The organism is Brevundimonas sp. M1A4_2e (assembly GCF_053345555.1).
The window spans coordinates 716801-740760 of the sequence record NZ_JBKFAI010000001.1 but is presented as its reverse complement, the minus strand read 5'-3'; the positions used below and the strand labels follow the sequence as shown (position 1 = coordinate 740760).

Here is a 23960-nt window from a genome sequence, read left to right as displayed (position 1 = left end):
AATGAAATGAACCCGCCGGAGCGATCCGGCGGGTTTTTTCATGGCCGCTCGGCGCCTGTCGGCGGTCGACACCTGCGGTCCGGCTGACTACGGTCCCGTCATCGAATTCTTCGAGGGGTGAACCTGTATGCGTATCTCGTCTTCCGTCGCTGTTCTGGCGTTCGCCGCCGCCCTGGGCGCGTCCGCCGCCCAGGCCCAGACCACGCCCGCCTTCGACGCCGCGCGCATTTCCGAAGACATCCGCGTCCTGTCGGATGACAGCTTCGAGGGGCGCGGCATCGCCACCCCGGCCGAGCAGAAGGTCATCGACTATCTGAGCCGCCAGTACGCCGCCGCCGGCTTCGCGCCGGGCGGCGAGAACGGCGGCTGGACCCAGGCGGTCGGGCTGAACCGTTTCGCCGTTTCCAACGTGGCGGGGCGGCTGAAGCTGGGCGACTGGAGCCAGTCGCTGACGCAGGGTCAGGAAGTCACCATGACGACACGCCTGCCGGGCGCTGCGGTCGACCTGAAGGACAAGCCTCTTGTCTTCGTCGGCTACGGCATCAGCGCGCCCGAGCGTGATTGGAACGACTTCAAGACCGACGTGCGGGGCAAGGTCATCGTCGTCCTGGTCAACGACGCCGACTTTGAAGACCCGTCGCTGAACACCTTCGGCGGCGAGGCCATGACCTACTACGGCCGCTGGACCTACAAGTTCGAGGAAGCCGCGCGTCAGGGCGCGGCCGGCGTGCTGATCGTGCACGAGACCAAGCCGGCGTCCTACGGCTGGACCACGGTCGCCAACTCCTGGGGCGTGCCGCAGTTCGACATCGTGCGCGCGGATCCGGCGTCTGAGCGCGTGGCGATGGAGGGCTGGATCCAGCGCGATCTGGCGGTCGATCTATTCCGACGCGCCGGGCTCGATTTCGAGCAGGAGAAGATCAAGGCGCGCAGCCGCGACTTCCAGCCGGTCGAGCTGAAGGGCGCGACGGTCGACGCCAGCTTCGACGTCGCCACCGACCGCATCGTCACCCACAACGTCGTGGCCAAGCTGGAAGGCTCGACCCGCCCGGACGAGACCATCCTCTACACCGGCCACTGGGACCACATCGGCATGGGCGAGCCGGACGCCAACGGCGACCGCATCTTCAACGGCGCCATCGACAACGCCTCGGGCACGGCGGGCCTGCTGGAACTGGCGCGTCAGTGGTCGGCCGGACCAAAGCCGGAACGCACCATCGTCATGATCAGCTTCACCGGCGAGGAAAGCGGCCTGCTGGGGTCGGAATTCTACGCCGCAAACCCGCTGTACTCGCTGGAGAAGACCGTCGGCGGCTTCAATCTGGACTCGGCGGCCGTGTTCGGCCGCATGAACAAGCTGGGCGTCACCGGCTACGGTCATTCGGAGCTGGACGAGCCGGTGATCGCGGCGGCGGCGGCGCAGGGGCGCGGCTTTGTCGGCGATGCTGGGGCCGCAGCGGGCATCTACTTCCGCTCGGATCACTTCCCGCTGGCCAAGAAGGGCGTGCCGATGGCCTATCTGTCCTCGACCGGCGATTTCGTCGATGCGCCGATCGAGCCGCGCCAGGCCAAGGCCGCCGACTATCGCGCCAACCGCTACCACCAGGCGGCGGACGAGTGGGAGGCCGATTGGGACTACGCCGGCATGCTTCAGGACCTGGAGGTCATGTTCAAGGTCGGTCAGGGCCTGGCCAACAGCCGCGACTGGCCCGAATGGAAGGCCGGTTCGGAGTTCGGTCCCGAGCGCGCCAAGAGCGCCGCTCAGCGCCGCTGATCCGTCTTTCGAGACGAACATGACGAAAATGTAAGGGGCGGCCTCGCAAGGGGCCGCCCTATGACTGTGTGCAAGAGCCTCGTGGGAGAGGCCAAGGGAACGCCATGCATCATCGTTTCATTCGCGGCGTCGCCGCGGCGGCTCTGCTGCTAGTCGCGGGCGCCGTGTCGGCTCAGGACTTCTCGGCCCAGCGCCTGTCGGATGAGATCCGCGCCATCAGCGCCGATGACTTCCAGGGCCGCTATCCGGGCACCGACGGCGAGAAGAAGACGCTGGACTGGCTGCAGGCCCAGTATGAAGCCATGGGGATGGAGCCCGGCGGTCCTGACGGCCAATGGCTGCAGGTCATCGATCTGAAGCGGCTGACGCCCAAGGGCCAGCCGACGCTGAGCTGGTCTGGCGCCATGCCTCAGGGGCGAGCCCTGATCGCGGGCGCGGACTTCACTCTGCGCGCCATGAACGACGCAGCGGCTGGTGCGGTGATCGACGCGCCCGTCGTCTTCGCCGGCTACGGCATCCATGCGCCCGAACGGGGCTGGGACGACTATGGCGATCTGGATGTGACGGGGGCGGTCGTGCTGGTCGTGGCCGGCGAGCCGGACGGCGAACTGTTCAACGGCCCCTACGCCACCAACTATCAGTCCGCCGCCTATAAGGCCGACGAGGCCAAGCGGCGCGGCGCGGTCGCGGTGCTGACCGTCATCGACGGCGACGCGGGCGCCGCCGCCTGGCGCCGCGAAACCGGCGGGGCGACGCGCACCCGCACCCTCACGCCCGGTTCGGCCGAACTGACGCTCAGCGGCGCAGTCAACCGTGATATCGCGGCCGAAATGGGCGTCAATCTTGCGACGTTGAAGCCCCGGCTCCAGACCGGCGATTTCCGCGCCTTCCCGCTGGATGTGCGGATCACAGCCTCGGCCGAGGAGACGGTCGAAATCCTGCGCACCCACAATCTGTTGGCCCGCATCACGGGCAGCGAGCGCCCGAACGAGGCCATCATCTATTCGGCCCACTGGGACCATGTCGGCGTCAATGAGAACGCCGCCGGCGACGACAAGATCTTCAACGGCGCCTGGGATAACGCCTCTGGCACCATCGGCGTGGTCGAGATGGCGCGTCAGCTGAAGGCCGCCCCGACGCCGAAACGCAGCATCGTCTTCGCCCATATGGCGGCGGAGGAAATGGGCCTGCTGGGCGCCTACGCCTATGTCGCCGATCCGGTCTATCCGCTGGAGACGACGGTGGCCGACATCAATATCGACATGCTGCCCCTCAGCGGCCCGACGAAAGACGTGCCGATCTTCGGCAAGGGGCAGAACAGCCTTGAGGACGACCTGCAGGCTCTGGCCGAGAAGGAGGGGCGCTACGTCTCCGACGACGGCCAGCCGGAGCAGAACTTCTACTATCGCTCCGACCACTTCCCCTTCGCCCGTGCGGGCGTTCCGGCGCTGATGCCCTGGCACGGCGTGGACTGGGTCGAGGGCGGCCGCGAGGCGGGACTGGCGGCGTGGAAGGCCAAGTTCGGGGCCGACTATCACCGTCCCAGCGACGAATGGTCGGCGGACTGGGATCTGGGCTCGGCGGTTGAGAATCTGACCTTGCTGTATCGCCTGGGTCTAGAGCTCGCCAACGGCGACGAGTGGCCGACCTGGAAGCCGACGTCGGAGTTTGGTCAGGTCCGCGACCGCAGCGCTGCCGCGCGGCGCTAGAGGCGGCTTACGCGCAAGAAGAAAGGCCCTCTGTCCATCGCCGGGTAGAGGGCCTTCTCATGTCAGCCTTTGACGGTCAGACCGCCGCCAGCGCCTGATCCAGGTCGGCGATCAGGTCGTCGATGTGCTCGATGCCCACGGACAGGCGCACGGTGTCTTCGGTCACGCCGGCCTTCTTCAATTCGTCGGGCGACAGCTGGCGGTGGGTGGTCGAGGCCGGGTGGCAGACCAGCGACTTGGCGTCGCCGATATTGACCAGGCGGGTGAACAGTTTGACCGCGTCCTGGAAACGGGCGCCTGCGTCACGGCCGCCCTTCACCCCGAACGTCAGGAGGCCCGAGGCCTTGCCGTCGAAATACTTCTGGATCAGGGCGTGATCCTTGTGCTCGGGCAGGCCGGCGTAGTTGACCCAGTCGACCTTGGGGTGGACCTTCAACCACTGGGCGATGGCGGTGGCGTTCTCGACGTGGCGGTCCATGCGCAGGGCCAGCGTCTCGAGCCCCTGCAGGATCAGGAAGCTGTTGAACGGCGAGATGGCCGCGCCGGTGTTGCGCAGCAGCACCGTCCGCACCCGGCCGATGAAGGCCGCCGGGCCGAACGCCTCGGTATAGACCACGCCATGATAGCTGACCTCGGGCGTGTTCAGGCGCGCGAAGCGCTCCTTGTGCTCGGCCCAGGGGAAGGTCCCGCCGTCGATGATGGCGCCGCCGATGCTGGTGCCGTGCCCGCCGATGTATTTGGTCAGGGCGTGGACGACGATGTCGGCGCCATGCTCCAGCGGGCGGGTCAGGTAGGGGGTGGGCACGGTGTTATCGACGATCAGCGGCAGGCCCTGCGCGTGGGCGGCGTCCGCCAGGGCGGCGAAGTCCACCACATTGCCCAGCGGATTGCCGATGGATTCGCAGAAGACCGCCTTGGTCCGCGCATCCGTATTGGCTGCAACCGCTGCGAAATCGTCGGCGTCGATGAAGCGCACCTCGATACCGTACTGGGGCAGGGTGTGGGCGAACAGGTTGTAGGTGCCGCCATACAGGGCGCCCGTGGCGATGATGTTGTCGCCGGCCTCGGCGATGGTCAGGATCGCATAGGTGATGGCCGCCATGCCCGAGGCCACGGTCAGGGCCGCGACCCCGCCTTCCAGCGCCGCCAGACGCTGCTCCAGCACATCGGACGTCGGGTTCATGATGCGGGTGTAGATGTTGCCCGCCACCTTCAGGTCGAACAGGTCGGCCCCGTGCTGGGTGTCGTCAAAGGCGTAGCTGGTGGTCTGATAGATGGGCACGGCGACCGACTTGGTGGTCGGATCGGGCGCATAGCCCGCATGCACGGCGAGGGTATCGAACTTCATGGCTTCCCTGGAGAATTTTCAGCGTCAGTCGGCTGATTCATCCAAGGCTTTGGCGATACCCGCAAGGGCATAAGCTTGCAGCAATTCTATCAGGGCGGTCAGATTATCTAACCGCCCTGAGAAAATGCCCTAGTTGTTGAACAGGAAATGCATCACATCCCCGTCCTTGACGATATAGGCCTTTCCTTCGGCGCGCATCTTGCCCGCTTCCTTGGCGCCCGCTTCGCCCTTCAGCGCGACGTAGTCGTCAAAGGCGATGGTTTCGCCGCGAATGAAGCCCTTTTCGAAGTCGGTGTGGATCACGCCCGCCGCCTGCGGCGCGGTGGCGCCGACGGGGATGGTCCAGGCGCGCGCTTCCTTGGGGCCGACCGTGAAATAGGTCTGCAGGCCCAGCAGTTTGTAGGCCTCGCGGATCAGGCGGTTCAGGCCGGGCTCTTCCAGACCCAGGGTCTCGAGGAACTCCTTCTGCTCCTCGTCGTCCAGGACGGCGATCTCCGACTCGATCTGGGCCGAGATGACCACCGAGTTGGCGTTGTCCTCGGCGGCGCGCTTGGCGACCAGGTCGGACAGCTCATTGCCCTTGTCGGCCGAGCCTTCCTCGACGTTGGCGACGTAGAGGGCGGGCAGGGCGGTCAGCAGTTGCAGCATGTCCCAGGCCTTCTTGTCCTCCTTGGACACCTCGGCCAGACGCGCGGGCTTGCCGTCGCGCAGCTTTTCGAGCGCGGCGTCGATCAGCTTGAGGTTCAGCTGGGATTCCTTGTCGCCGCCCTTGGCGCGCTTCTCGATCTGGACGCGGCGACGCTCCAGGCTTTCGAGGTCGGCCAGCATCAGCTCGGTCTCGATGATCTCGAGGTCCGAGATCGGGTCGATGCGGTTCTCGACGTGGGTGATGTCGTCATCGACGAAGCAGCGCGCGACGAAGGCGATGGCGTCGCAGTCGCGGATGTTGGCCAGGAACTGGTTGCCCAGGCCTTCGCCCTTGGAGGCGCCGCGCACCAGACCGGCCACGTCGACGAAGGTGATCCGCGCGGGGATGATCTCCTTGGACCCGGCGATGCCGGCCAGGACGTTCAGGCGCGGCTCCGGCACGGCCACGTCGCCGGTGTTCGGCTCGATGGTGCAGAACGGATAGTTGGCCGCTTGGGCCGCCGCCGTCTTGGTCAGGGCGTTGAACAGGGTGGACTTGCCGACGTTGGGCAAGCCGACGATCGCGACTTTCAGGGCCATGGTATTCCTCGTGAGCGCGAGCCTTTAGCCGGTTCGGGCCGGTTTGTCAGGCTCGCGCCGCCAAGAGAGCCTCTTACTCTTCCGAATCCACCACCGGCGGTTGCTTGATCGCCGCATGAACGCTGATCGGACCGGCCTTTTCGAAGGTCAGGGTGAAGGAGGCGATCCGGCCATCGACCAGCGGATCGCGCAGGCCCATCAGCATGATGTGGTTGCCGCCGGGCTTCAGCTCGACCGGCGTTCCGGCGGGCAGGGGCAGGCCGTCGTGCAGGTGGGCCATGCTCATGACGCCGTTCTCCATCTTCATCTCATGCACCTCGGCCGACTGGGCCAGGGCGGTGGAGACGCTGACCAGGCGGTCGTCGGAACCTGCCGTCAGGGTCAGGTAGCAGCCCCCGGCCTTGGCGCCGTTGGGCGTGGGGCGGCACCAGGCGTCGGCGACCTGGACCGTGCCGGGGGCGACGGCGGCGTCCTTGGCGGCCTCGGCCGACTTTTCGGCGGGCTGGCCGCAGGCGGCGAGGGTGAGGGCGGCGGCCGACAGGACGGTCAGGGCGAACAGAGGTTTCATGTTGAAGCTCCTTCTCAAGAGGCTGCGACGGGCTTGGACCCGGTGAGCGCACGCACCGCTCGGTCGAGCAGCAGGGCGGCCACGAGGCTCAGTCCCGTCAAGGGATAGAGGATGGATAGGGGGATGACGATGCACAGCACGGCGATTCTCGCGCGCGGGCCGGGCGGAGCGGGCGGGGCGCCGGAACTTCGGCGCGACAGGCTGGGCGGGCGGCGCTTCCACCACATGATCAGGCCGCTGATCGCCAGAAGCCAGACGGCGATGCATCCGATCAGCATGACGATGCGGTTGATCCAGCCGTACTGCATCCCCTGGTGGACGGCGATGCCCCATTCAAAGCCCTTGGCCATGACGCCGAACTGGCTCCAGCGCAGGTCGGCCTTCACCGCGCCGCTGGCGCCGTCGACATAGAGGCTGCGGGCGTCCTCGGCCTTGCGGGTCTGGCGGGCGAGGGTCCAGGCCAGATCGGATGACTGGGGGATGCTGACGGTGAAGGGGCGCGGCAGGCCCTGTTCGCGCGCCGTTTGGAGCACGCGCGTCAGGCTGGGGGCTGAAGGACCGTGCGCGTGGCTGTCGGCGGGCAGGACGGCGTTCTCCAGCGTCCAGCCCACGCCCGCCGGGGCGTCGTGAGGCTTGGCGTGGCTCCAGGGGCTGGCGGCGGCGGGCGCGGGCGGGCGGCCCAGTCCCGTGCTCCGCATGACGCCCATGAACTGATCGCCCCAGACGGCCGACCACGGCATCCCGGTGACGGCGAGGAAGATGACCACCCCCCCGACGTAGAAGCCGGTCAGGGCGTGGACGTCGCGCCAGAAGGAACGGCGGCGGGCGTCCGTCTCGCTAGGCTTCAGCACGGCGCCTGCGCGGCGGCGCGGCCACCACAGGTAAAGGCCGGTGGCGCACAGGATGATGGCCCAGCCCGCGACGATCTCGACCAGAATGTTCAGCCCCGTCCCGATCGGGCCGCCGAACAGGCTGAGGGAGTGGAGTTTCTTGATGGTCTCCGTCACCCCGCCATAGGCGGTGACGCCCGTGACGCGGGCCGTATGAGGATCGACGAAGACGGTGCGCTGCGACCCGTCCGGACGGTCCACGCGGACGCGCAGGGCCTGATCCGCGCGGGCCGGGACCAGCACGTTCGCCGTCCGGCCTTCGCCCGCGTGGGCGGCGGCGGCCAGCCATTGATCGGGATCGGCCTGCCGGGCGCTGGCCGGAACCTGGATCATGGAGCGATAAACGGCGTGGTCGATCTCATCCTTGAACAGATACAGGCCGCCCGTCAGCGTCAGCAGCATCAGGAACGGCATGACCAGCACTCCAGCGTAGAAATGCCAGCGCCAGACGGCCCGATAGGCGCCGGACATCACGTCCGGCGCCTTGTTGTTGAGAGGGGCGGTCATCAGTAGGCCAACCGCAGGCCGATGAAGACCGAACGGCCCTCGCCGGGGAAGAAGACGGCCGTCTGTGTCGTGCGGGCGTCCGTCACGGCCGAGAATTCGCCGACGTAGCGTTTGTCGGTCAGGTTGCGCGCGTCGATGTAGACCGAGGCGTTCGGGCCGATGTTGAAGCCGCCGGTCAGACCCAGCACGGCGTAGTCCGGCGCCTTCAGGGTGTTGGCGTAGTCGACATAGGGGCTGCTGATCCGCCACTCGACCGAAGGCGTGACGAAGACACCCGTCGGGTGGCGCCACGTCAGTTCAACCCGGTACTGGTGCTCAGGCACGACCGGCAGGCGGTTGTCGCCCCAGCGCGCGTCGCCGTCGAAGCGGAAGTCGCTCCAGTTATAGACCTGACGCAGCATCAGCGATCCGTCCGCCAGTTCGACCGGCAGGGTCCAGTCCAGCCCGGCCTCGATCCCCTGGTGGATGGTCTTTTTGGCGTTGAAGGTGGCGGCGGGAATGTCGGGGCCGGTGATGAAGTTCAGCATCTCCCCCTCGATCCGGCTGCGATAGGCGACCAGATCCCAGGCCAGAGGCCCGCGACGACCGCGCGTGCCGATCTCGCCGGTCCAGGCGTCCTGAACCTCGACCGGGGTGAAGCCGGTCAGCGGCGCCTGCACCAGGGCGCCGAAGGTCGGCGGCTCGACCGAGCGGGTGACGTTGGCGAAGACCTGGGCGCCGTCTTCGGCTTCCCACAGCAGGCCCATGCGCGGCGAGAACCACTCATAGTCCCGGCTGGCGTTGTTGGCCGGGGTCATGCGATCCAGATAGTCGCGCGTGGCGCGTCCCCACGATCCGCCCGCGACCAGGGCCAGCTGGTCGGTGAGGAACAGCCGCCCCTCGGCGAAGACGTCCAGGCCGGAGGCGTCCTGACGCGCATCGGCGGTCTTGGCGCCGCGCTGGCCCGCCAGGTTCACATAGCGCAGGGCCTCGACCTCTCCGTCACGCAATGAGAAGCCGTAGAAGGCGTCGGCGCGCAGGCCGCCGATCTGGCCGGTCCAGTCGATGCGGGCGAAGGCGCCGCGCGTCGTGCTGTCCTGATCCATCACCTGGAAGATCGGGTGATACAGCGACTTCTCCCAGCCCCAGACGGCGCCCTCGAACAGGGTCGAGTCATTGAAGCGCCAGCGGGTCTGAAGCGTCAGCCGCTTGACCGTCAGGTCGCGGGCCTGATCGCCGGACAGGGCGCTGGCCGAGGCCATGCGCGGGGTCTCCAGCGCCTGTTTCAGGGTTAGGGAGCCGGGCATGTCCTGTTTGATGTCGGCGGCCTGGGCGATCAGGCGCACCTCGCGGTCCTCGCCGAACGAGCGGCCCGCGTTGACGGTCAGGCGCCCCTGCGACTGCCGGCTGTGGTCGCGCCAGCCGTCGCCCTGCATGGCGGTGGCGGCGGCGTAGACGTCCCAGTCGCCATAGGTTTCGGCGACGGCGCCGTGGGCGCGCACGAAGCCGTAGCTGCCGCCCTCGACCTGCATCAGGGCGCGTTGGTTCGCCGTGCGGCCAGTGGGGGTGACCAGGTTGATCGCCCCGCCCAACTGCGCGCCTCCGAAGCGCAGGGTGTTGGCGCCCTTCCACACCTCGACATAGCGGGCGCTGAGGGAATCGACGCTCTGGAAGTCGGAAAAGCCGTCGGCGTCGGCGAAGGGCACGCCGTCCTGGGCGAACAGGACCCCGCGCTGGTGGAAGCCCTGGGCGATGCCCGAGCCGCGGATGGACAGGCGGCTTTCCTCGCCGAACCGCTTTTGCGCCAGCACCCCGGGGACATTGCGCAGGGTGTCGGAAAAGCCCTGCACGAAGCGGTCGGAATAGCTTTCGGCCGACACCACGGCGACGGCGCCGGGGGTGCGGCTGAGACGGTCGCGAGCCTCGGCCACGACGGCAGGATCTTCGGCGTTGCGGCGGCCGGTGACGATGATGCTGTCGACGACGGTGGGGCTGTCAGCGCCGGGCAGGTCGTAGGCGAAGGCGAGGGAGGGCGCCAGGCAGGCGCCGATCAGCAGGGCGCACGGCGCCGCAGCGGTCTTGAGAAACATGAAACTGAAGTCCTGAAAACAGAGGTGCAGTCGCAGGCGTCGCTATTGGACGCGGGCGAGGCGGCAGAGGTTCTGGTTTTCAGGCGTGAGGCGGGGCGCGCGATGGCGGCCGCGGCGGGGCCCGGGCCGGAGGCGGCGGGCTGGCGATGAAGGGGGCGTAGACGACGGCCTGCGACAGACGCACGACCGGCGACGGCTCCGGCGCAGGCGGCGCAGGCAGGGCGGCCAGCAAAGGCATGACGCAGGCGGCGCATTTGGCGCCCATCTCGGCCTTGATCGGGCCGTCGACGCCGCCGGACTGGATGGTCTGGGGACCGTCGGCCGAGCAGATGACGATGGGCTGGCCGGGCGTGGAGGCCGCCAGCGCCGCAAACGGCATCAGGCTGCCGATCACGATGGCGAACGTCGCGGCCAGGAAGGCCAGCGAGCGCCAGGTCGACCAGTTTTCTGCCTGAGAGCGGGTCACGATGCAGGCCCCTTAAACCTTCCCATGCGGGGAAGCCAGACCGTGCGGAGCGGCCGACGGTCGCGCGGCGCCTCGACAATGCCGCTTTACCCGTGCCAGCGTGGCGGTCGAACAGCCATCGAGGACACGCATGATCCGCGCCATCGGACCTTTCGCTCTCGCCCTGCTTCTGGCGGCGCCCGCAAACGCGCAACAGGTGGAGGAGGGGCCGGGCGGTCCCGACCGCGTCTCCCTGACGGTCTATAACCAGAACATCGCCCTGGTAGAGGATGTGCGGAACCTGAACGTGCCGGCCGGGCGCTCGCGTCAGGAGTTTCCGGGCGTTTCCGCCAGCATCCGGCCCGAGACGGTCGGCCTGTCGGGGCGGGGTCTGTCGGTGGTCGAGCAGAACTTCGACTATGACCTGCTGACGCCCGGCAAGCTGATGGAAAGCGCGGTCGGCAATGAGATCGGCATCGTCCGCACCAACCCCGGCTCGGGGGCGCAAACGACAGAGCGCGCGCGTGTCCTTGCGGCGAATCAGGGCGTCGTGCTGCAGATCGGCGACCGCATCGAGGTGCTGCGCGACGACGGCGTGCCGACGCGCGTCATCTTCGACCGGGTGCCGCAGAACCTGCGCCCGCGCCCGACGCTCAGCGTCACCCTGGACGCCGAAGGGGCCGGGCGGCGCGAAACGACCTTGTCCTATCTGACCTCGGGCCTGACGTGGAAGGCGGACTATGTCGCCCGGTTCGATGAGAAGGCGGGCAAGCTGGATCTGACCGGCTGGGTGACGCTGACCAACAACTCCGGTGCGACCTTCAGCAACGCCCAGACGCGGGTAGTGGCGGGCGACGTCAATCTGATCGGCAATCAGGGCGGCGGTTATAATCCGCGCCAGCCGGTTCGCGGCGGCAGCGTGCGCGGCAATGGAACCCAGACGGGCGGAGAAGGCGCTCTGGCCGATGTCTATGTCTATCCGCTGCCTGAGGCCGTCACCGTCGCCAACAATCAGACCAAGCAGGTCGGACTGATCGACGCGGCCGGCGTGCCGGCGACCAAGCGTTATCTGCGGGTCATCAACGGCTTCTCCACCGCCGAACAGCCGATCGCGGCCGAGGTCGGGGTCATCTTCGCCAACGGATCAGGCGCCGCCGCGCGCGCCCTGCCTGCGGGCGTGATCCGCGTCTATGTGAAGGATGAGGCGGGCGAGCCGCGCTTCATCGGCGAAAGCCAGGTCGACCACTCGCCCGCCGGGTCCGAGATCGTGGTGACGACCGGCGACGCCTTCGACGTGACGGTGCAGCCGCGCCTGGTGTCGTCCGAGCGGGTTTCCCGACGCCTCGTGGACTATTCCCGCACCCGCTATGCGATGGAGTACACCGTCCGCAACGCTCGGCCCGAGCCGGTGACGGTCGAGGTGCGCCAGCGCGGTCTGGGCCGCGACACCGAACTGAGCGAGCAGAGCATCACGGGCGAGATGCGCGATGCGCGCACTGTCGTCTGGCGCGTGCCGGTGCCCGCCAACGGCGAGACCAAGCTGACCGCGACCATCACCACGGGCGGCTGATCTCATGCGCCGCCTTCTGGCGATCATCACGGCGCTAAGCCTTCTGGCCCCCACGGCTTGGGCGCAGACGGAGAGCGTGTCCGCGCGCCCGGATGGGGCGACGGTGGTGATCTATCGCGACCGGCCGGTCGATACGGTCGCCCTGATGGAACAGTCGCGGCAGCCGTGGAGCCAGCTGGACCGGCAGGGACTGGCCCTGATTGTCGAGACGCGCACCGTCGATTTGCCCGCCGGGGAGGGGATCATCCGCTTTCGCGGACTGGCCACCGGCGTCGTGCCCCAGAGCGCGGTGCTGGAGGGGCTGCCCGCCCATGTGGTCGAGCGCAACGCCGACTTTGACCTGCTGTCGCCGTCCAGCCTGATGGAGAAGTCGGTGGGCGAGGTGGTGCGTGTCGTCCGCACTAACCCTGCGACCGGCGAACAGGTCGAAAAGGCCGCCGTTATCCGCGCAGGCGCGCAAGGCGTGGTGCTGGAGATCGACGGCCAGTTCGAGGCGCTGGACTGCTCAGGCCTGACCGAGCGGGTCGTGTTCGACCGCGTGCCCGAGGGGCTGGGCGATCAGCCGACCCTGTCGGTGCGCACGCGGGCCGAGCGCGCCGGGCGGCACACGGTGACGCTGGCCTATCTGACCACGGGGCTGCAGTGGTCGGCCGACTATGTGGCGCGTCTGGACCCGAGTGACGGCACGCTGGACCTGACCGGCTGGGTGACGCTGGCCAATTTCGGCGGCACGGGCTTTCCCGACGCGCCGGTGCAGGTGGTGGCGGGCACGCTGAGGAAGGACGCAGGCACCACGCCGGTCGAGCCTCTGGTCCGCTATCAGCAGAACCAGTGCTGGCCGCAGGGCACGACGACGTTTGGATCGGGACAGTTCGCGGGCTATGGCGGAGCTCCTCCGCCACCTCCGCCGCCGCCGCCTCCAGCGCCTTCTGCTCCCATGCTGCGGATGGTCGCCAATGAGGCGCTGGATGAAGTGGTTGTGACCGGCAGCCGGATCGCCCGTCAGGGAGAACTGGGCGACTATAAGATCTACACCCTGCCCGAACCGACGACCGTCGCAGCGCGCCAGACCAAACAGGTGCGTTTTCTGGAGCGCGACGGCGTGGCCTATGAGCGGGTCTATCGCGCCGGAGTGCTGAACGCAGACGAAGAATCCCGTCCGACGGGCGTCGTCCTGAAGCTGCGCAATGAGGAGCGTGCGGGGCTCGGCGTAGCCCTGCCGGGCGGCTCGGTGGCGGTGATGCAGCCGGATGGCGCGGGCGGCGTGCTGCTGGCTGGTCAGGACCGATTCGAGGACAAGGGCGTGGGTCTGCCGGTGCGGTTGAACTTCGGCCAGTCGGCGGATGTGCGGGTGCAGACGCGGCTGGTGAAGACCGACAGTTCTCGACGGGGGGCGGTGACGACCCAGCGTTCCGAAATCGAGACCACGGTCACCAACGTCCGCTCCGAGGACGTCACCGTGGAACTGGTCGCTGACGCCGCCATGCAGCGCGGTTTCCGCATCCGCAGTCAGTCGGTGCGCAGTCGGGTGGACGACACCGGCTATCCGGTCTGGACGCTGAGCGTGCCTGCCAACGGCGCGGCGACGCTGAAGGCGACGTGGACGACGACGGATTGAGGCCGTGATTCTCCCTCCCCTTCATGGGGAGGGTGGCTGAGGCCGCAACGCCGAAGTCGGGTGGGGGCGGCGAGGCTACCTAGGCGCTGGGGACCGATCACCAACGCTGAGGACCGGTCACCATGCCCTCCCCACCCGGTCGCTGCGCGACCACCCTCCCCATGAAGGGGAGGGAGAGGCGTTGCGCTTACTCCCCCCGCGCCGCCTGCCTGGGGCTGAACTTCGGGGCGGGGGCCAGGCGCATGACCTCGCCCTGATAGCGTTCGTCGTCGCCTTTCACCGCGAAGGGCAGGGCGTCGGCGCAGGCTTGCAGCAGGGCGTCCAGCCACGGCTTGTCGGCCTTGTGAAAGTCGCCCAGGACGTGGTGCATGACCAGCTGCGGCTCGCCGGGGTGGCCGATACCCATGCGGGCGCGGCGGAAGTCGGCGCCGAGGTGGCTGATCAGGCTGCGCACGCCGTTCTGGCCCGCGGCGCCGCCCCCCTTCTTCATGCGGAAGCGGCCCGGGGCCAAGTCGATCTCGTCGTGGAAGACGATGACGTGCTCGGGCTTCACCTTGTAGAAGCGCGCCGCCTCGCCCACGGCCCGGCCGCTCTCGTTCATATAGGTCTGGGGCTTCATCAGCAGGACCTTGGTCCCCTCGACCTCGCCGTCGGCGACGATGGACTGGAACTTGGCGCGCGCGGGGCCGAAGCGCCAACGGCTGGCGATCTCGTCCACGGCCATGAAGCCGATGTTGTGGCGGTTCTTTTCGTATTTGGCGCCGGGGTTCCCCAGGCCTGCGATGATGATCATGCGGTCCTCATGCCCCGTGCTTCGGGCAAAGAAAAGCCCCGCCGGGCGAACCCGGCGGGGCTGTGTCTTGTCGTTCGAACCCCTCAAGCAGCCCTGCGCCGCGCGCAGGGCGATAGGGGAAGAAACATCAGGCCTCTTCGGCTTCGCCTTCGGCGGTGGTGTCGCCGGCGTCCGACTGGCCAGCGGCCGAGTTCTTGATCGCGGCGATCATGAAGTCGCGGTCGGTGATGACCGGCGTGGCGCCTTCCGGCAGCTGGATGTCCGAGATGCGGATGTTCTCGCCGATCTCGCGGCCCTTCAGGTCGACGATCAGTTCGGCCGGGATGCGGTCGGCGCGGACCAGGATCTCGACGGTGTGACGCACGACTTCCAGCATCCCGCCCTGACGGGTGTAGGGAGCTTCGTCAGCGTTGACGAAGGCGACCGGGATTTCGATCTTGATCTCTTCCTTGGCGCCGACGCGCATCAGGTCGAAGTGCAGCGGGCGGTCGGTGACCGGGTCGAACTGGATGTCCTTGGCGATGACCGGCTGCGATTCCTTGCCGTGCTTCAGGGTCACCAGGTGACCGATCAGCTTGCCGGTGTACAGCGACTTGCGGAACTCGCGTTCGTTCACGGAGATGGCCACCGGGGCCTTGTCGCCGCCGTACAGGACGCCGGGCACAGCCCCGTCGCGACGCGCGGCGCGGGCGCCGCCGGTGCCCACGTTTTCGCGGACATCAACGTTCAGAATGATCTCGGCCATCGGGCTCGCCTTCAATACAAGTAAACGCCTGCGCGGAACCGGGTCCCGCGCGGCGGGGTCATGAACCCTTCGAATTCAAGAGGGCGGGCTATTACACGGAACACGGGGCGGACGCAACCGCCCCGGCTCAGCCCGCAGCGATATTCAGCCTCAACCGCGCGGCGAAGGCGTCGGCCCCGACTGGTTCTGCGCCTGGGCCATAGGCGTGGGCGCGCCGGCAGGCGGGACGGCCACGGTGATGGTCGGCATCGGCCCGGTGTACTGGGCCGTGCACTGGGCCATGTCGCGCACGATGTGGCGACCGGCGCAGAAGATGTCCTCATAGTTCGGCTTGGCCGCCGCCAGACACTGGAACAGCATCAGCTTGGACATGTTGATGCAGAACTCATTGTTCGATTCGGTCGTCAGGGCGTCGGTGTTCGCCTTGGCGTCTTCGCCCGCCGCGCCCAGGGCCGCCAGGGCCGCAATGGCCAGGGAGTTGACGACGGCCGGGGTGAAGGGCGCGCCGCGCTGAGCGGCGGCCAGGTTCAGGCCCGAGCCGCTGTTGGCGGCGGCGAACAAGCGGGCGCTGTCCTCGGCCGAGGGCAGACGAGGCACGGCCGACAGGGATTTGGCGCTTTCCAGCCGGCCATTGCGGTCGGCGACCGGCTGAGTGGCCCAGCGGCGACGCGGGTCGGTGCGCTCCTGAATGGTATAGGCGTCCGTCTCGACCGCTTCGGCCAGGGCGGTCATGATTTCAGCGTCCTTGCCCATGGTGCTGGCGATCAGGCCTGCCGCTGATTCGGCGCCGGGCAGGGTGGCGGCGTAGGCCGGGTCGGCGACGATTCGCGCCACCATCTGTTGGCGCTGGGCCGGATCGACGGCGTACTGGCGAACCCCAGCCACGTATTCGGGCGACTGCAGAGCCAGAATGGCCCCATAGGCTATCATGCCGCGCGACAGTTGGCCCGCTTCGACGGCGGCGCCCCTGCGGACGGCGGCCTGAATGGTCTCGGCGTCAGGGAAGCCGGCCTGGATCGAGCGGACTTCGCGCACAAAGGCGACATAGACCGAGGCGGCCTCGGCCACGCTCTGATTCAGCGCCAGAGCCGGAGGCGGCGGCGGGGGAGGCGGCGGCGGGGGCGCTTCCGGTTCCGGCGTCGAACAACTGGCCAGAACGGCGGCTGCGGCGACGGCGGCGACAGAGAGGCCGTGGCGCAAGAAGGCCTTGGTCATCGGCGGTCTTCCCTTGAAATAAGCGATACGCACTTGGAGGGCTGTCCGAGGCGCGTGACGCCTCAGACTATTCGCCCTTATATCGCCGAGGGAATGGTTAGCCGAACCTTAATCGAACAGCTTGGAGACCGACTCTTCATTCGCGATGCGCCGAATGGCCTCGCCCATCAGCGGCGCCACGGACACCCGCCGAATTTTCGAGCAGTTCAAAACTTCGTCAGGCTGTTCGATGGAGTCGGTGATCACCAACTCCTTCAGCGGGCCGTTGGTGACGCGGTCGACCGCCGGACCGGACAGGACGCCGTGGCTGATATAGGCCGAAACCTCGGTGGCGCCGCGGTCGATCAGCGCCTTGGCGGCGTTCACCAGGGTGCCGCCCGAATCGACGATGTCGTCGAACAGGATGCAGCGGCGCCCTTCGACGTCGCCGATGATGTTCATGACTTCGCTCTCGCCCGCCTTGGGGCGGCGCTTGTCGACGATGGCCAGGTCGGCGTCCAGGCGGCTGGCCAGGGTGCGGGCGCGCACCACGCCGCCGACGTCGGGCGAGACGATCATCAGATCGTCGCCGCGCGGATAGTTTTCCTTGATGTCCTGCGCCAGCACGGGCGTGGCCACCAGATTGTCGGTGGGGATGTCGAAGAAGCCCTGAATCTGGCCCGCGTGCAGGTCCATCGTCAGGACGCGGTCGGCGCCCGCGCGGGTGATCAGATTGGCGACCAGCTTGGCCGAGATCGGGGTGCGGCCCCCGGTCTTACGGTCCTGACGGGCGTAGCCGAAATAGGGCATGACGGCCGTGATCCGCTTGGCCGAGGCGCGCACCAGCGCGTCGGTCATGATCAGCATTTCCATCAGGTTGTCGTTGGCCGGATACGAGGTCGACTGGATGATGAAGACATCCTCGCCGCGCACGTTTTCCTCGACGACGGCGAACACCTCATTGTCGGCGAAACGTTTCACCTGAGCCTTAGTCAGCGGCATGTCCAGGTGGGCCGCAATGGCCTGGGCCAACGTCCGGTTCGAATTGCCTGCGAGCAGCTTCATTGACCGGTCATCCTTTCGCCGTCATCGCCCCGCCAATAGTCGCGAAGGCGTTTCTGGACGCGCTCTCTAGGCGGCGAACGGGGCGGCGTCCAGCCGTGTTCCGGACGTATCTTCGATTTCAGCCGATTGGCTTGGACGCGGGCGCTGTTATAGAGGACGCATCCTGCTAACGAGGGCGCGTGTCGCGTGTCCGCGTCCCGAAGGCATCTTGATGAGGTCGCACTTGCCTGCTTCGAACACTCGGCTCGCTTCGAAATCCCGGTCCGGCCTGATCCTGCTGACGGCGGCTGCGGCGGTCCTGACGGTCTCGGCCTGCTCGGGCACCAAGCCCCGCCAGCGCCTGGCTTATGAAGAGCGTCCAGTCGAGGCCCTGTATAACACGGGCTATCAGCGGCTGCAGTCCAGGCGCTGGATGGACGCCGTCGACTATTTCCAGGAAGTCGAGCGCCAGCACCCCTATTCGGAATGGGCGCGCCGGGCGATCCTGATGCAGGTCTACGCCTATTATCAGAACAACGCCTATCAGGACGCGATCGCCGCGGCCGACCGCTTCATCGCCCTGTTCCCCGGCAATCCCTCGGCGGGCTACGCCTTCTACATGAAGGCCGTCTGCAACTTCGAGCAGATCGTCGATGTGGGCCGGGACCAGGGCTACGCCGAGGCCGCTCTGGCGGGCCTGCGCGATGTGGTGCGCCGCTATCCGGGATCGACCTACGCCACCGATGCGCGGGTCAAGATCGACATGGTCAACGACCAGCTGGCCGGCAAGGAAATGGCCGTGGGCCGCTTCTATCAGCGCGCCAATCAGCCGCTGGGCGCCCTGAACCGCTACAAGGCGGTGATCAACAACGAGGCCTTCCAGCGCACCTCGCATACGCCTGAAGCGCTCTATCGTCTGGTTGAGGTCAATCTGAGCCTGGGCCTGACCGAGGAAGCGACCCGCAACGCCGCCGTCCTGGGTCACAACTATCCGGGCAGCCCCTGGTACGCCGAGGCCTACGCCCTGCTGAACGAGCGGGGGCAGGGCCTGGACGTCAAGCCCGAGGGCAAGCGCGAATCCTGGCTGCAACGCCTGATTCCCGGCGGCGCCTGATCCGGTTGCAGCAAAACAGGCGCGCGGTGATTAAGTCGCTGCGTTCCTGTTCTGTTTCCGGGTAGGATGCGGCGAAACCTAGAATCAGATCGCCCATGCTGACCACGCTCTCGATCCGCGACATCGTTCTTGTCGACGCCCTGGACCTGGAGGTCGAGGACGGCCTGACTGTGCTGACGGGCGAGACCGGGGCGGGCAAGTCCATCATCCTTGATGCATTGGGTCTGGCGCTGGGGGCCCGGTCCGACGCCGGACTGGTGCGCAACGGCGCCAAACAGGCCTCGGCCACGGCTGTTTTCACGGCGCCCGACGATGAAGCCTTGATCGCCCTGCTGTCCGAGCGCGGCTTTGAGGTTGCGCCGGGCGAGGAACTGATCCTGCGCCGGGTGGTGTCTGCCGACGGCCGCAGCCGCGCCTATGTCAACGATCAGCCCGCCGGGGTGACGGCCCTGCGCGAGATCGGCGCCCTGCTGGTCGAGGTGCACGGCCAGCATGAGACGGTCGGCCTGCTGGACTGGAAGACGCACCGCACCCTGCTCGACAACTACGGCGGGCTGCAGCCGCAGTTGACAGGCGTGGCGGGGGCGGCCGAGCGCCTGAAGGCGGCGCAGGCCCATCTGGACGAGCTTGAGGCGTCCGCCGCCGAGGCGGCGGCCAAGGCTGAGGAAATTGCGCTGAATCTGGCGGATCTCGACGCCCTGGACCCCAAGCCGGACGAAGAGACGGAACTGGCGGGTGAACGGGCCATCCTCGGTGCGGCGGAAAAGGCGGTCGCCGATCTGGCCGACGCGCGCAATCTGCTGGGCGGGGACAAGTTGAGCCAGCGTCTGGCTTCGGCCCTGCGTGCAGTGGAACACGCACGCCAGCGCGCCGCGCAGGCGGGCGCCGAGGGCGACAACCCCATCATCGTCAAACTGGCCCAGGCCGCTGAAGCAGTGGACCGCGCCCTGGTCGAGGCGACCGAGGCTGTGGCCTGCGTCGACGCCGCCGCTGACGCCTTCGACTTCGAACCGGGTCGACTGGACAAGGCGGAGGAGCGGTTGTTCGCCCTGCGCGCCACGGCCCGCAAGCTGAACACGACGGTCGACGCCCTGCCGGCGCTGCGGGTGCGCCTGCGCGAGCAGTTGCGCCTGATCGAGGACGGGGAGGAGGCCCTGACCAAGGCTCGCCGCGACGTCGCCGCAGCGATCGAGGCCTATGACGTCGCCGCTCTGCTGCTGACGTCGGCGCGCGAGGCGGCGGGGGATCGACTGGTGGCCGCCGTCATGGACGAGCTTGGCCCCTTAAAGCTGGAACGCGCCCGCTTCCGCGTGACGCTCGAACCGATCGAGGGTCGTCGTGGCCCGCTGGGCGTCGAGACGGTGCGGTTCGAGGTGGCGACCAACGCCGGGACCGCCTTCGGCCCGCTGGATACGGTGGCCTCGGGCGGAGAGCTGGCGCGGTTTGCTCTGGCGATGAAGGCGGCGCTGGCCAGCCGCGAAGACCAGCGCCAGCCGGTCATGATCTTCGACGAGGTGGATCAGGGCGTCGGCGGCGCCGTGGCCGAGGCCGTGGGCGGGCGCCTGCAACGCCTGTCGCGCGGCGCGCAGGTGCTGGTCGTAACCCACAGCCCGCAGGTCGCGGCGCGCGGTCATGCGCATTGGAAGGTCCGAAAGGCGGATGTGGAGGGTCATACGCGGACCTCCATCGAGGTGCTGGAAGAAGGCCCGCGTCAGGAAGAGATAGCGCGGATGCTGTCGGGCGCTGAGATCACCGATGAAGCGCGCGCGGCGGCGCGGGTGCTGATCGGCTGACGTTTCCATCTCCCCTTGTGGGAGAAGGTGGCAGGCGGAGCCTGACGGATGAGGGGCGCCGACTCCATCTTCTCGAAATTCGATGAGCGGGCGTCAGTACGGCTTTCCCAACCGATGCGCTGGCACCCCTCATCCGAGCGCCTCCGGCGCCCACCTTCTCCCACAAGGGGAGAAGGAAGACTCAGACCCCCAGAATCCAGCCTTCTTCGTTTTCGACCTGGGCGATCAGGGCGTCATCCGCGCCCGCAGGCGGCGCAAAGGCCTTCTGCAAGGCCCCGGAGTCGTCCATGCGGGCGAAGGCTTCGGCGGCGGCGCGGACCTGAGCCTGGGTCTTGTACTCCTTGACGCCTTCGGCGCTCACACCGCGCTTGGCCTCGAACATCAGCGGCCAGACCTCGACGACGATCGCCGACAGGGGCGCGATGTCGGCCTCGGTCAACTCGCGCCAGCCGGTGCCGAAGGGCCAGACAGCCGCCGAGGCGCCCAGAGTGTCCAGCAGGCGGCGCAGCATGGGCACGCCCACCAGGGTCAGGCCGCCGATGGCGCCCGCGCCGTGCATCTGCCAGACGCTCTTGGGCGGCAGCTTGTCCTTGCGCGCGGCCAGTTCCGTGGCGCGGAACTCGGGGATGTCGGCGCTGGCGCCTTCGGGCGGCTTGGTCGTGGTCAGCCAGCGCTGGGCCTGGCTGGCGGGCGCGCCCCAGAAGGGCCAGGGCTCGTCCGTCATCAGCCGGTTCATCTTGGCCGCGACCTGATAGCGGTTGTTCGAGTTGTCGGCCTTGTCGACGATGTTGGCGGCCAGGAACTTGCCCATCGCGTCCCACGGACGGCCGTCCAGCTTCAGCCGCGCGGCGGTTCCGGCCGGGAAGCCGAAGTCGAAGTCGAAGCCGACCAGCACGCGGTCGCCGCGCTTGCGATGTTCGGCCAGCAGGTCGGCGATCAGCTTCTCGCCTTCTGCGCGCGTGGCGACGTTGTGGGTCTCGGCATACAGGCGGAAGCGCACGTCGCGCTTGGCGACGCCGACCCACAGGGTCTGTTCGCCCAGCTTCTTGCCCTCGGCGGCAGTCCAGTTGGCGATGATGTAGGCGTCGAAAAGGCGGGCCACGGGGGCTCCTGAAGAAAGAAGCAAAGGAGGGACGAGGGGTTCTAGCCGCCCGGACTCAAGCCGTGAAGGGCGATCAGCGTTGCATCACGGCTTCGACGTGCGACAACCAGCGCCGTCCCAGCCGCAGGCCCTCGCCCGGCGAGCGGGCGCCGCTGGTCTTTTCGGCCTCCGAGGCGGGGGCGTTGTGCGTGCCGTTCCACAGGGCGATTTCAAACTCGGCGTTGTGCGGGTCGCTGAAGATCAGCCGCAGCACGACCAGTTCTGCGTCGGGCGCGTCCAGGTCGATCTCCTTGCGCCTCTGGCCACGCAGGACGCGGGCGACCAGATGGCTGTCGACGATGATTTCGGCCCCCAGCACTTCTTCGAAGGCGTAGACCAGCCCCATGGCGCCTCGGTTCCACAGGACGACAAGTTGGCCGCCCTCAAGGTCGAGCCCAGCGGCGCGCCCTTCATAAGGCGAAAGCGCCAGGGTGTCGGCCGGCGCTCCCAGCGCCTTGGTCATCGCGCGTCGCAGCCGCCGCTCGGATTCCATCCACCAGGAAAACAGCAGGACGCTGGTGGTCAGGAAGGCGGCGATCAGGGCGATAAGCAGAATGGCCCTGAACGTGTCGCCCATGGATCAGGCCTCCAGATCCAGGTCGACGACGACGGGCACGTGATCGCTGGGCTTATCCATGTCGCGCGCTTCGCGGTGGGTTTCGATGCCGCGGAAGCGGTCGGCGGCGTGCGGCGACAGCATGGCGAAGTCGATGCGAATGCCGTGGTCGCGGCGCCAGGCGCCCGCCTGGTAGTCCCAGAAGGTGAAGGTCCCGGCGGGTTCGCGGCCCAGTTCGTGGGAATCGGCCAGGCCTAGCCATTTCAGGGCGCGAAAGGCCTCGCGGCTCTGCGGCTGGAATAGGGCGTCCCCGGCCCAGGCGGCGGGGTTCTTGGCATCCTCGGCCTCGGGGATGACGTTATAGTCGCCGCACAGGGCCAAAGGCTCTTCCAGCGCCAGCAGTTCGCGCGCGTGGTTCTGAAGCCGCTGGAACCAGGCCAGCTTGTAGGTGAACTTCTCGGTGCCGAGGGGATTGCCGTTGGGCAGATAGATGGAGGCGACGCGGATCGGCCGGGGCGCCTCAATCAGGGCCTCGATATAGCGGGCCTGTTCGTCCGCATCATCGCCGGGCAGGCCGCGCCGCACGTCCGACAGCGGAAATTTCGAGAGCAGGGCGACGCCGTTGTAGCTCTTCTGGCCGTGCGTCTCGACGTTGTAGCCCAGGTCTTCAAAGGCCTCGCGCGGGAACTTCTCGTCCACGCATTTGATCTCTTGGAAACAGGCGACGTCGGGGTTGGCGGCCTGAATCCACTCCAGCACCGTCGGCAGGCGGGCGTTGACCGAGTTCACGTTCCAAGTGGCGATGCGCATGGGACGCAAGGCTAAGGTGAGCCGCTGCGTTCGGGAAGAGGGGCGGACAAAACAAAGACGCCGCCGGATCGCTCCGACGGCGTCTGAAACGTCAGTCTGATGCCAAAGATCAGCTGTTCGGCGTCGCAGCCGGGGGCGTGGTCGTCAGCTTGCAGCCGCCGCCGATCTGCGAGGCGGTTTCGCAAGGATAGACCTGCTGGACGGCGTTTTCGGTGTTCACGCGGGCGATCAGGCCGTCGGCGCCGTTACAGGCGGCTTCATAGAAGGCGCCGTTGGCGTTCTTGCCCATGTAACGGACCTGGGTCACGTCGCACGAAGCGGCGTCCGATCCGGCCAGCATGGCCTTGACCGTTGCGGCTTGTTCCTGCGGCGTGGTGAAGCGGCAGGTCGAACCGGCCGAGGCCAGTTCCAGGCAGTCCACGACTTCCCAGCCGGCGCCGGCCTTGTTGATCTGGGCGCCGTCGACGCCGGCGCAGCCGATTTCATAGACCACCGCGCCGCCCGACTTGGCGCCGACGATGCGGCCTTGGTCGACCGTGCAGGCCACGCCCGCTTCCTTGGCGTAGGCGGTGAAGACGGCCATGGCGTTGTCGTTGGCGGGCAGGGTGCACTGCGAGCCGACATCGGCGTTGGGGTCGCGCGCACGGGCCTGCTCGGCCGAGGAGGCCAGCACCATGCAATCCGTCGCCTGCGGCGGCGTGGAGGTCAGCAGCAGATAGCCCGGACCGGAGGCGCACGAGACTTCGTACAGCGACTCCTTGGCCGCGGACTGGCCACGCAGCGTGGCCTCGGTGATCTGGCAGTCGGTGTTGGTGGCCGTCAGCACGGCCTGGGCGCCGGCTTGAATTTCTTCCGCGCTGGGCGGCTTGGGCTGGTTGCGCGGTTGGCGTTCGCGGTTGCGCGAGGTGCGGCTCTGGGCCTCGGTGACCCGGACGCCGTCCTGATCCTGGGTAGAGCGCTGGGCGAAAGCGGGCGAGGTCAGGCCGGAGATCAGGACCGCCGCGGTCACAGCGATCATAGTACGAGCATTACGGGACACGAGGGC

20 protein-coding genes are annotated in these 23960 nt (G+C 67.8%); 6 read left to right on the top strand and 14 right to left on the bottom strand.

The annotated features are described in order from the left end of the window. Positions 1 to 127 precede the first annotated feature (127 nt). Together ACLBV5_RS03500 and ACLBV5_RS03495 are read left to right on the top strand one after the other, a co-directional pair. Positions 128 to 1774, top strand: a complete 1647-nt coding sequence (locus ACLBV5_RS03500; protein ID WP_447604816.1) for a M28 family metallopeptidase — start codon at positions 128 to 130, stop codon at positions 1772 to 1774. A 104-nt stretch (positions 1775 to 1878) separates the two neighbouring features. After that, a complete protein-coding gene (locus ACLBV5_RS03495; protein WP_447604815.1) occupies positions 1879 to 3483 on the top strand; it encodes a M28 family peptidase in 1605 nt (534 codons plus the stop codon). Positions 3484 to 3559: 76 nt separating this feature from the next. On the opposite strand, the gene ACLBV5_RS03490 is transcribed toward ACLBV5_RS03495, so the two are convergent. The 6 genes from ACLBV5_RS03490 to ACLBV5_RS03465 all read right to left on the bottom strand — a co-directional run bounded on the left by ACLBV5_RS03490 (position 3560) and on the right by ACLBV5_RS03465 (position 10558). Beyond that, the gene (locus tag ACLBV5_RS03490) at positions 3560 to 4831 is read right to left on the bottom strand and encodes an O-acetylhomoserine aminocarboxypropyltransferase/cysteine synthase family protein (protein WP_447604814.1); all 1272 of its coding nucleotides are present in this window, start codon (positions 4829 to 4831) and stop codon (positions 3560 to 3562) included. Between the two features lie 129 nt (positions 4832 to 4960). Continuing rightward, the gene (ychF, locus tag ACLBV5_RS03485) at positions 4961 to 6058 is read right to left on the bottom strand and encodes a redox-regulated ATPase YchF (RefSeq protein ID WP_025978095.1); all 1098 of its coding nucleotides are present in this window, start codon (positions 6056 to 6058) and stop codon (positions 4961 to 4963) included. 73 nt (positions 6059 to 6131) lie between these two features. Further along, on the bottom strand, positions 6132 to 6626 hold the full coding sequence (locus ACLBV5_RS03480; protein WP_447604813.1) for a copper chaperone PCu(A)C: 495 nt from the start codon (positions 6624 to 6626) through the stop codon (positions 6132 to 6134). A 14-nt stretch (positions 6627 to 6640) separates the two neighbouring features. After that, a complete protein-coding gene (locus tag ACLBV5_RS03475; protein WP_447604812.1) occupies positions 6641 to 8023 on the bottom strand; it encodes a PepSY-associated TM helix domain-containing protein in 1383 nt (460 codons plus the stop codon). Continuing rightward, complete coding sequence (locus ACLBV5_RS03470) at positions 8023 to 10092, bottom strand: TonB-dependent receptor family protein (protein ID WP_447604811.1); 2070 nt, start codon at positions 10090 to 10092, stop codon at positions 8023 to 8025. The genes ACLBV5_RS03475 and ACLBV5_RS03470 overlap by 1 nt, the downstream gene beginning before the upstream one ends. 79 nt (positions 10093 to 10171) lie before the next feature. Then, positions 10172 to 10558: a DUF2946 family protein gene (locus ACLBV5_RS03465; protein WP_024353107.1), complete on the bottom strand. Its 387-nt coding sequence runs from the start codon at positions 10556 to 10558 to the stop codon at positions 10172 to 10174. A gap of 130 nt (positions 10559 to 10688) precedes the next feature. On the opposite strand from ACLBV5_RS03465, the gene ACLBV5_RS03460 reads away from it, so the two are divergent. Next, positions 10689 to 12107: a DUF4139 domain-containing protein gene (locus ACLBV5_RS03460; protein WP_025978091.1), complete on the top strand. Its 1419-nt coding sequence runs from the start codon at positions 10689 to 10691 to the stop codon at positions 12105 to 12107. A gap of 4 nt (positions 12108 to 12111) precedes the next feature. Further along, complete coding sequence (locus ACLBV5_RS03455) at positions 12112 to 13725, top strand: DUF4139 domain-containing protein (protein ID WP_447604810.1); 1614 nt, start codon at positions 12112 to 12114, stop codon at positions 13723 to 13725. 187 nt (positions 13726 to 13912) lie between these two features. On the opposite strand, the gene pth is transcribed toward ACLBV5_RS03455, so the two are convergent. The 4 genes from pth to ACLBV5_RS03435 all read right to left on the bottom strand — a co-directional run bounded on the left by pth (position 13913) and on the right by ACLBV5_RS03435 (position 17522). Then, a complete protein-coding gene (gene pth, locus ACLBV5_RS03450) occupies positions 13913 to 14518 on the bottom strand; it encodes an aminoacyl-tRNA hydrolase (protein ID WP_025978089.1) in 606 nt (201 codons plus the stop codon). Between the two features lie 127 nt (positions 14519 to 14645). Beyond that, a complete protein-coding gene (locus ACLBV5_RS03445; RefSeq protein ID WP_025978088.1) occupies positions 14646 to 15263 on the bottom strand; it encodes a 50S ribosomal protein L25/general stress protein Ctc in 618 nt (205 codons plus the stop codon). A gap of 150 nt (positions 15264 to 15413) precedes the next feature. Then, positions 15414 to 16478 carry a hypothetical protein gene (locus tag ACLBV5_RS03440; protein ID WP_447604809.1) on the bottom strand — a complete coding sequence of 355 codons (1065 nt, stop codon included), beginning with the start codon at positions 16476 to 16478 and terminating at the stop codon, positions 15414 to 15416. A gap of 108 nt (positions 16479 to 16586) precedes the next feature. Then, positions 16587 to 17522 (bottom strand): ribose-phosphate pyrophosphokinase, encoded by a 936-nt coding sequence (locus ACLBV5_RS03435; RefSeq protein WP_447604808.1) that lies wholly within the window; start codon positions 17520 to 17522, stop codon positions 16587 to 16589. 211 nt (positions 17523 to 17733) lie between these two features. On the opposite strand from ACLBV5_RS03435, the gene ACLBV5_RS03430 reads away from it, so the two are divergent. Next, the gene (locus ACLBV5_RS03430) at positions 17734 to 18615 is read left to right on the top strand and encodes an outer membrane protein assembly factor BamD (RefSeq protein ID WP_278070800.1); all 882 of its coding nucleotides are present in this window, start codon (positions 17734 to 17736) and stop codon (positions 18613 to 18615) included. 95 nt (positions 18616 to 18710) lie between these two features. After that, entirely contained in the window at positions 18711 to 20408 is a 1698-nt protein-coding gene (recN, locus tag ACLBV5_RS03425; protein ID WP_025978084.1) for a DNA repair protein RecN, read from the top strand. 181 nt (positions 20409 to 20589) lie between these two features. Here recN and ACLBV5_RS03420 read toward each other — a convergent pair whose 3' ends face one another. From ACLBV5_RS03420 to ACLBV5_RS03405, 4 genes are all read right to left on the bottom strand, one after another. Next, positions 20590 to 21510, bottom strand: coding sequence for a cobalamin biosynthesis protein CbiG (locus ACLBV5_RS03420; RefSeq protein ID WP_447604807.1), 921 nt, complete (start codon positions 21508 to 21510; stop codon positions 20590 to 20592). 73 nt (positions 21511 to 21583) lie between these two features. Beyond that, the gene (locus ACLBV5_RS03415; RefSeq protein ID WP_025978082.1) at positions 21584 to 22126 is read right to left on the bottom strand and encodes a hypothetical protein; all 543 of its coding nucleotides are present in this window, start codon (positions 22124 to 22126) and stop codon (positions 21584 to 21586) included. Between the two features lie 3 nt (positions 22127 to 22129). Further along, entirely contained in the window at positions 22130 to 22915 is a 786-nt protein-coding gene (locus tag ACLBV5_RS03410) for an exodeoxyribonuclease III (protein ID WP_447604806.1), read from the bottom strand. A 109-nt stretch (positions 22916 to 23024) separates the two neighbouring features. Next, a complete protein-coding gene (locus ACLBV5_RS03405; protein ID WP_447604805.1) occupies positions 23025 to 23933 on the bottom strand; it encodes a hypothetical protein in 909 nt (302 codons plus the stop codon). Positions 23934 to 23960: the final 27 nt, after the last annotated feature.

What these genes read in the sequence shown, in the direction of transcription:
- recN (WP_025978084.1), top strand. Translation starts at nt 18,711, where the DNA reads ATGCTGACCACGCTCTCGATCCGCGACATCGTTCTTGTCGACGCCCTG.
- ACLBV5_RS03435 (WP_447604808.1), bottom strand. Translation starts at nt 17,522, where the DNA reads ATGAAGCTGCTCGCAGGCAATTCGAACCGGACGTTGGCCCAGGCCATT.
- ACLBV5_RS03405 (WP_447604805.1), bottom strand. Translation starts at nt 23,933, where the DNA reads ATGATCGCTGTGACCGCGGCGGTCCTGATCTCCGGCCTGACCTCGCCC.
- ACLBV5_RS03460 (WP_025978091.1), top strand. Translation starts at nt 10,689, where the DNA reads ATGATCCGCGCCATCGGACCTTTCGCTCTCGCCCTGCTTCTGGCGGCG.
- ACLBV5_RS03415 (WP_025978082.1), bottom strand. Translation starts at nt 22,126, where the DNA reads ATGGGCGACACGTTCAGGGCCATTCTGCTTATCGCCCTGATCGCCGCC.
- ACLBV5_RS03445 (WP_025978088.1), bottom strand. Translation starts at nt 15,263, where the DNA reads ATGGCCGAGATCATTCTGAACGTTGATGTCCGCGAAAACGTGGGCACC.
- ACLBV5_RS03430 (WP_278070800.1), top strand. Translation starts at nt 17,734, where the DNA reads ATGAGGTCGCACTTGCCTGCTTCGAACACTCGGCTCGCTTCGAAATCC.
- ACLBV5_RS03480 (WP_447604813.1), bottom strand. Translation starts at nt 6,626, where the DNA reads ATGAAACCTCTGTTCGCCCTGACCGTCCTGTCGGCCGCCGCCCTCACC.
- pth (WP_025978089.1), bottom strand. Translation starts at nt 14,518, where the DNA reads ATGATCATCATCGCAGGCCTGGGGAACCCCGGCGCCAAATACGAAAAG.
- ACLBV5_RS03440 (WP_447604809.1), bottom strand. Translation starts at nt 16,478, where the DNA reads ATGACCAAGGCCTTCTTGCGCCACGGCCTCTCTGTCGCCGCCGTCGCC.
- ACLBV5_RS03490 (WP_447604814.1), bottom strand. Translation starts at nt 4,831, where the DNA reads ATGAAGTTCGATACCCTCGCCGTGCATGCGGGCTATGCGCCCGATCCG.
- ACLBV5_RS03470 (WP_447604811.1), bottom strand. Translation starts at nt 10,092, where the DNA reads ATGTTTCTCAAGACCGCTGCGGCGCCGTGCGCCCTGCTGATCGGCGCC.
- ACLBV5_RS03455 (WP_447604810.1), top strand. Translation starts at nt 12,112, where the DNA reads ATGCGCCGCCTTCTGGCGATCATCACGGCGCTAAGCCTTCTGGCCCCC.
- ACLBV5_RS03495 (WP_447604815.1), top strand. Translation starts at nt 1,879, where the DNA reads ATGCATCATCGTTTCATTCGCGGCGTCGCCGCGGCGGCTCTGCTGCTA.
- ACLBV5_RS03410 (WP_447604806.1), bottom strand. Translation starts at nt 22,915, where the DNA reads ATGCGCATCGCCACTTGGAACGTGAACTCGGTCAACGCCCGCCTGCCG.
- ACLBV5_RS03500 (WP_447604816.1), top strand. Translation starts at nt 128, where the DNA reads ATGCGTATCTCGTCTTCCGTCGCTGTTCTGGCGTTCGCCGCCGCCCTG.
- ychF (WP_025978095.1), bottom strand. Translation starts at nt 6,058, where the DNA reads ATGGCCCTGAAAGTCGCGATCGTCGGCTTGCCCAACGTCGGCAAGTCC.
- ACLBV5_RS03475 (WP_447604812.1), bottom strand. Translation starts at nt 8,023, where the DNA reads ATGACCGCCCCTCTCAACAACAAGGCGCCGGACGTGATGTCCGGCGCC.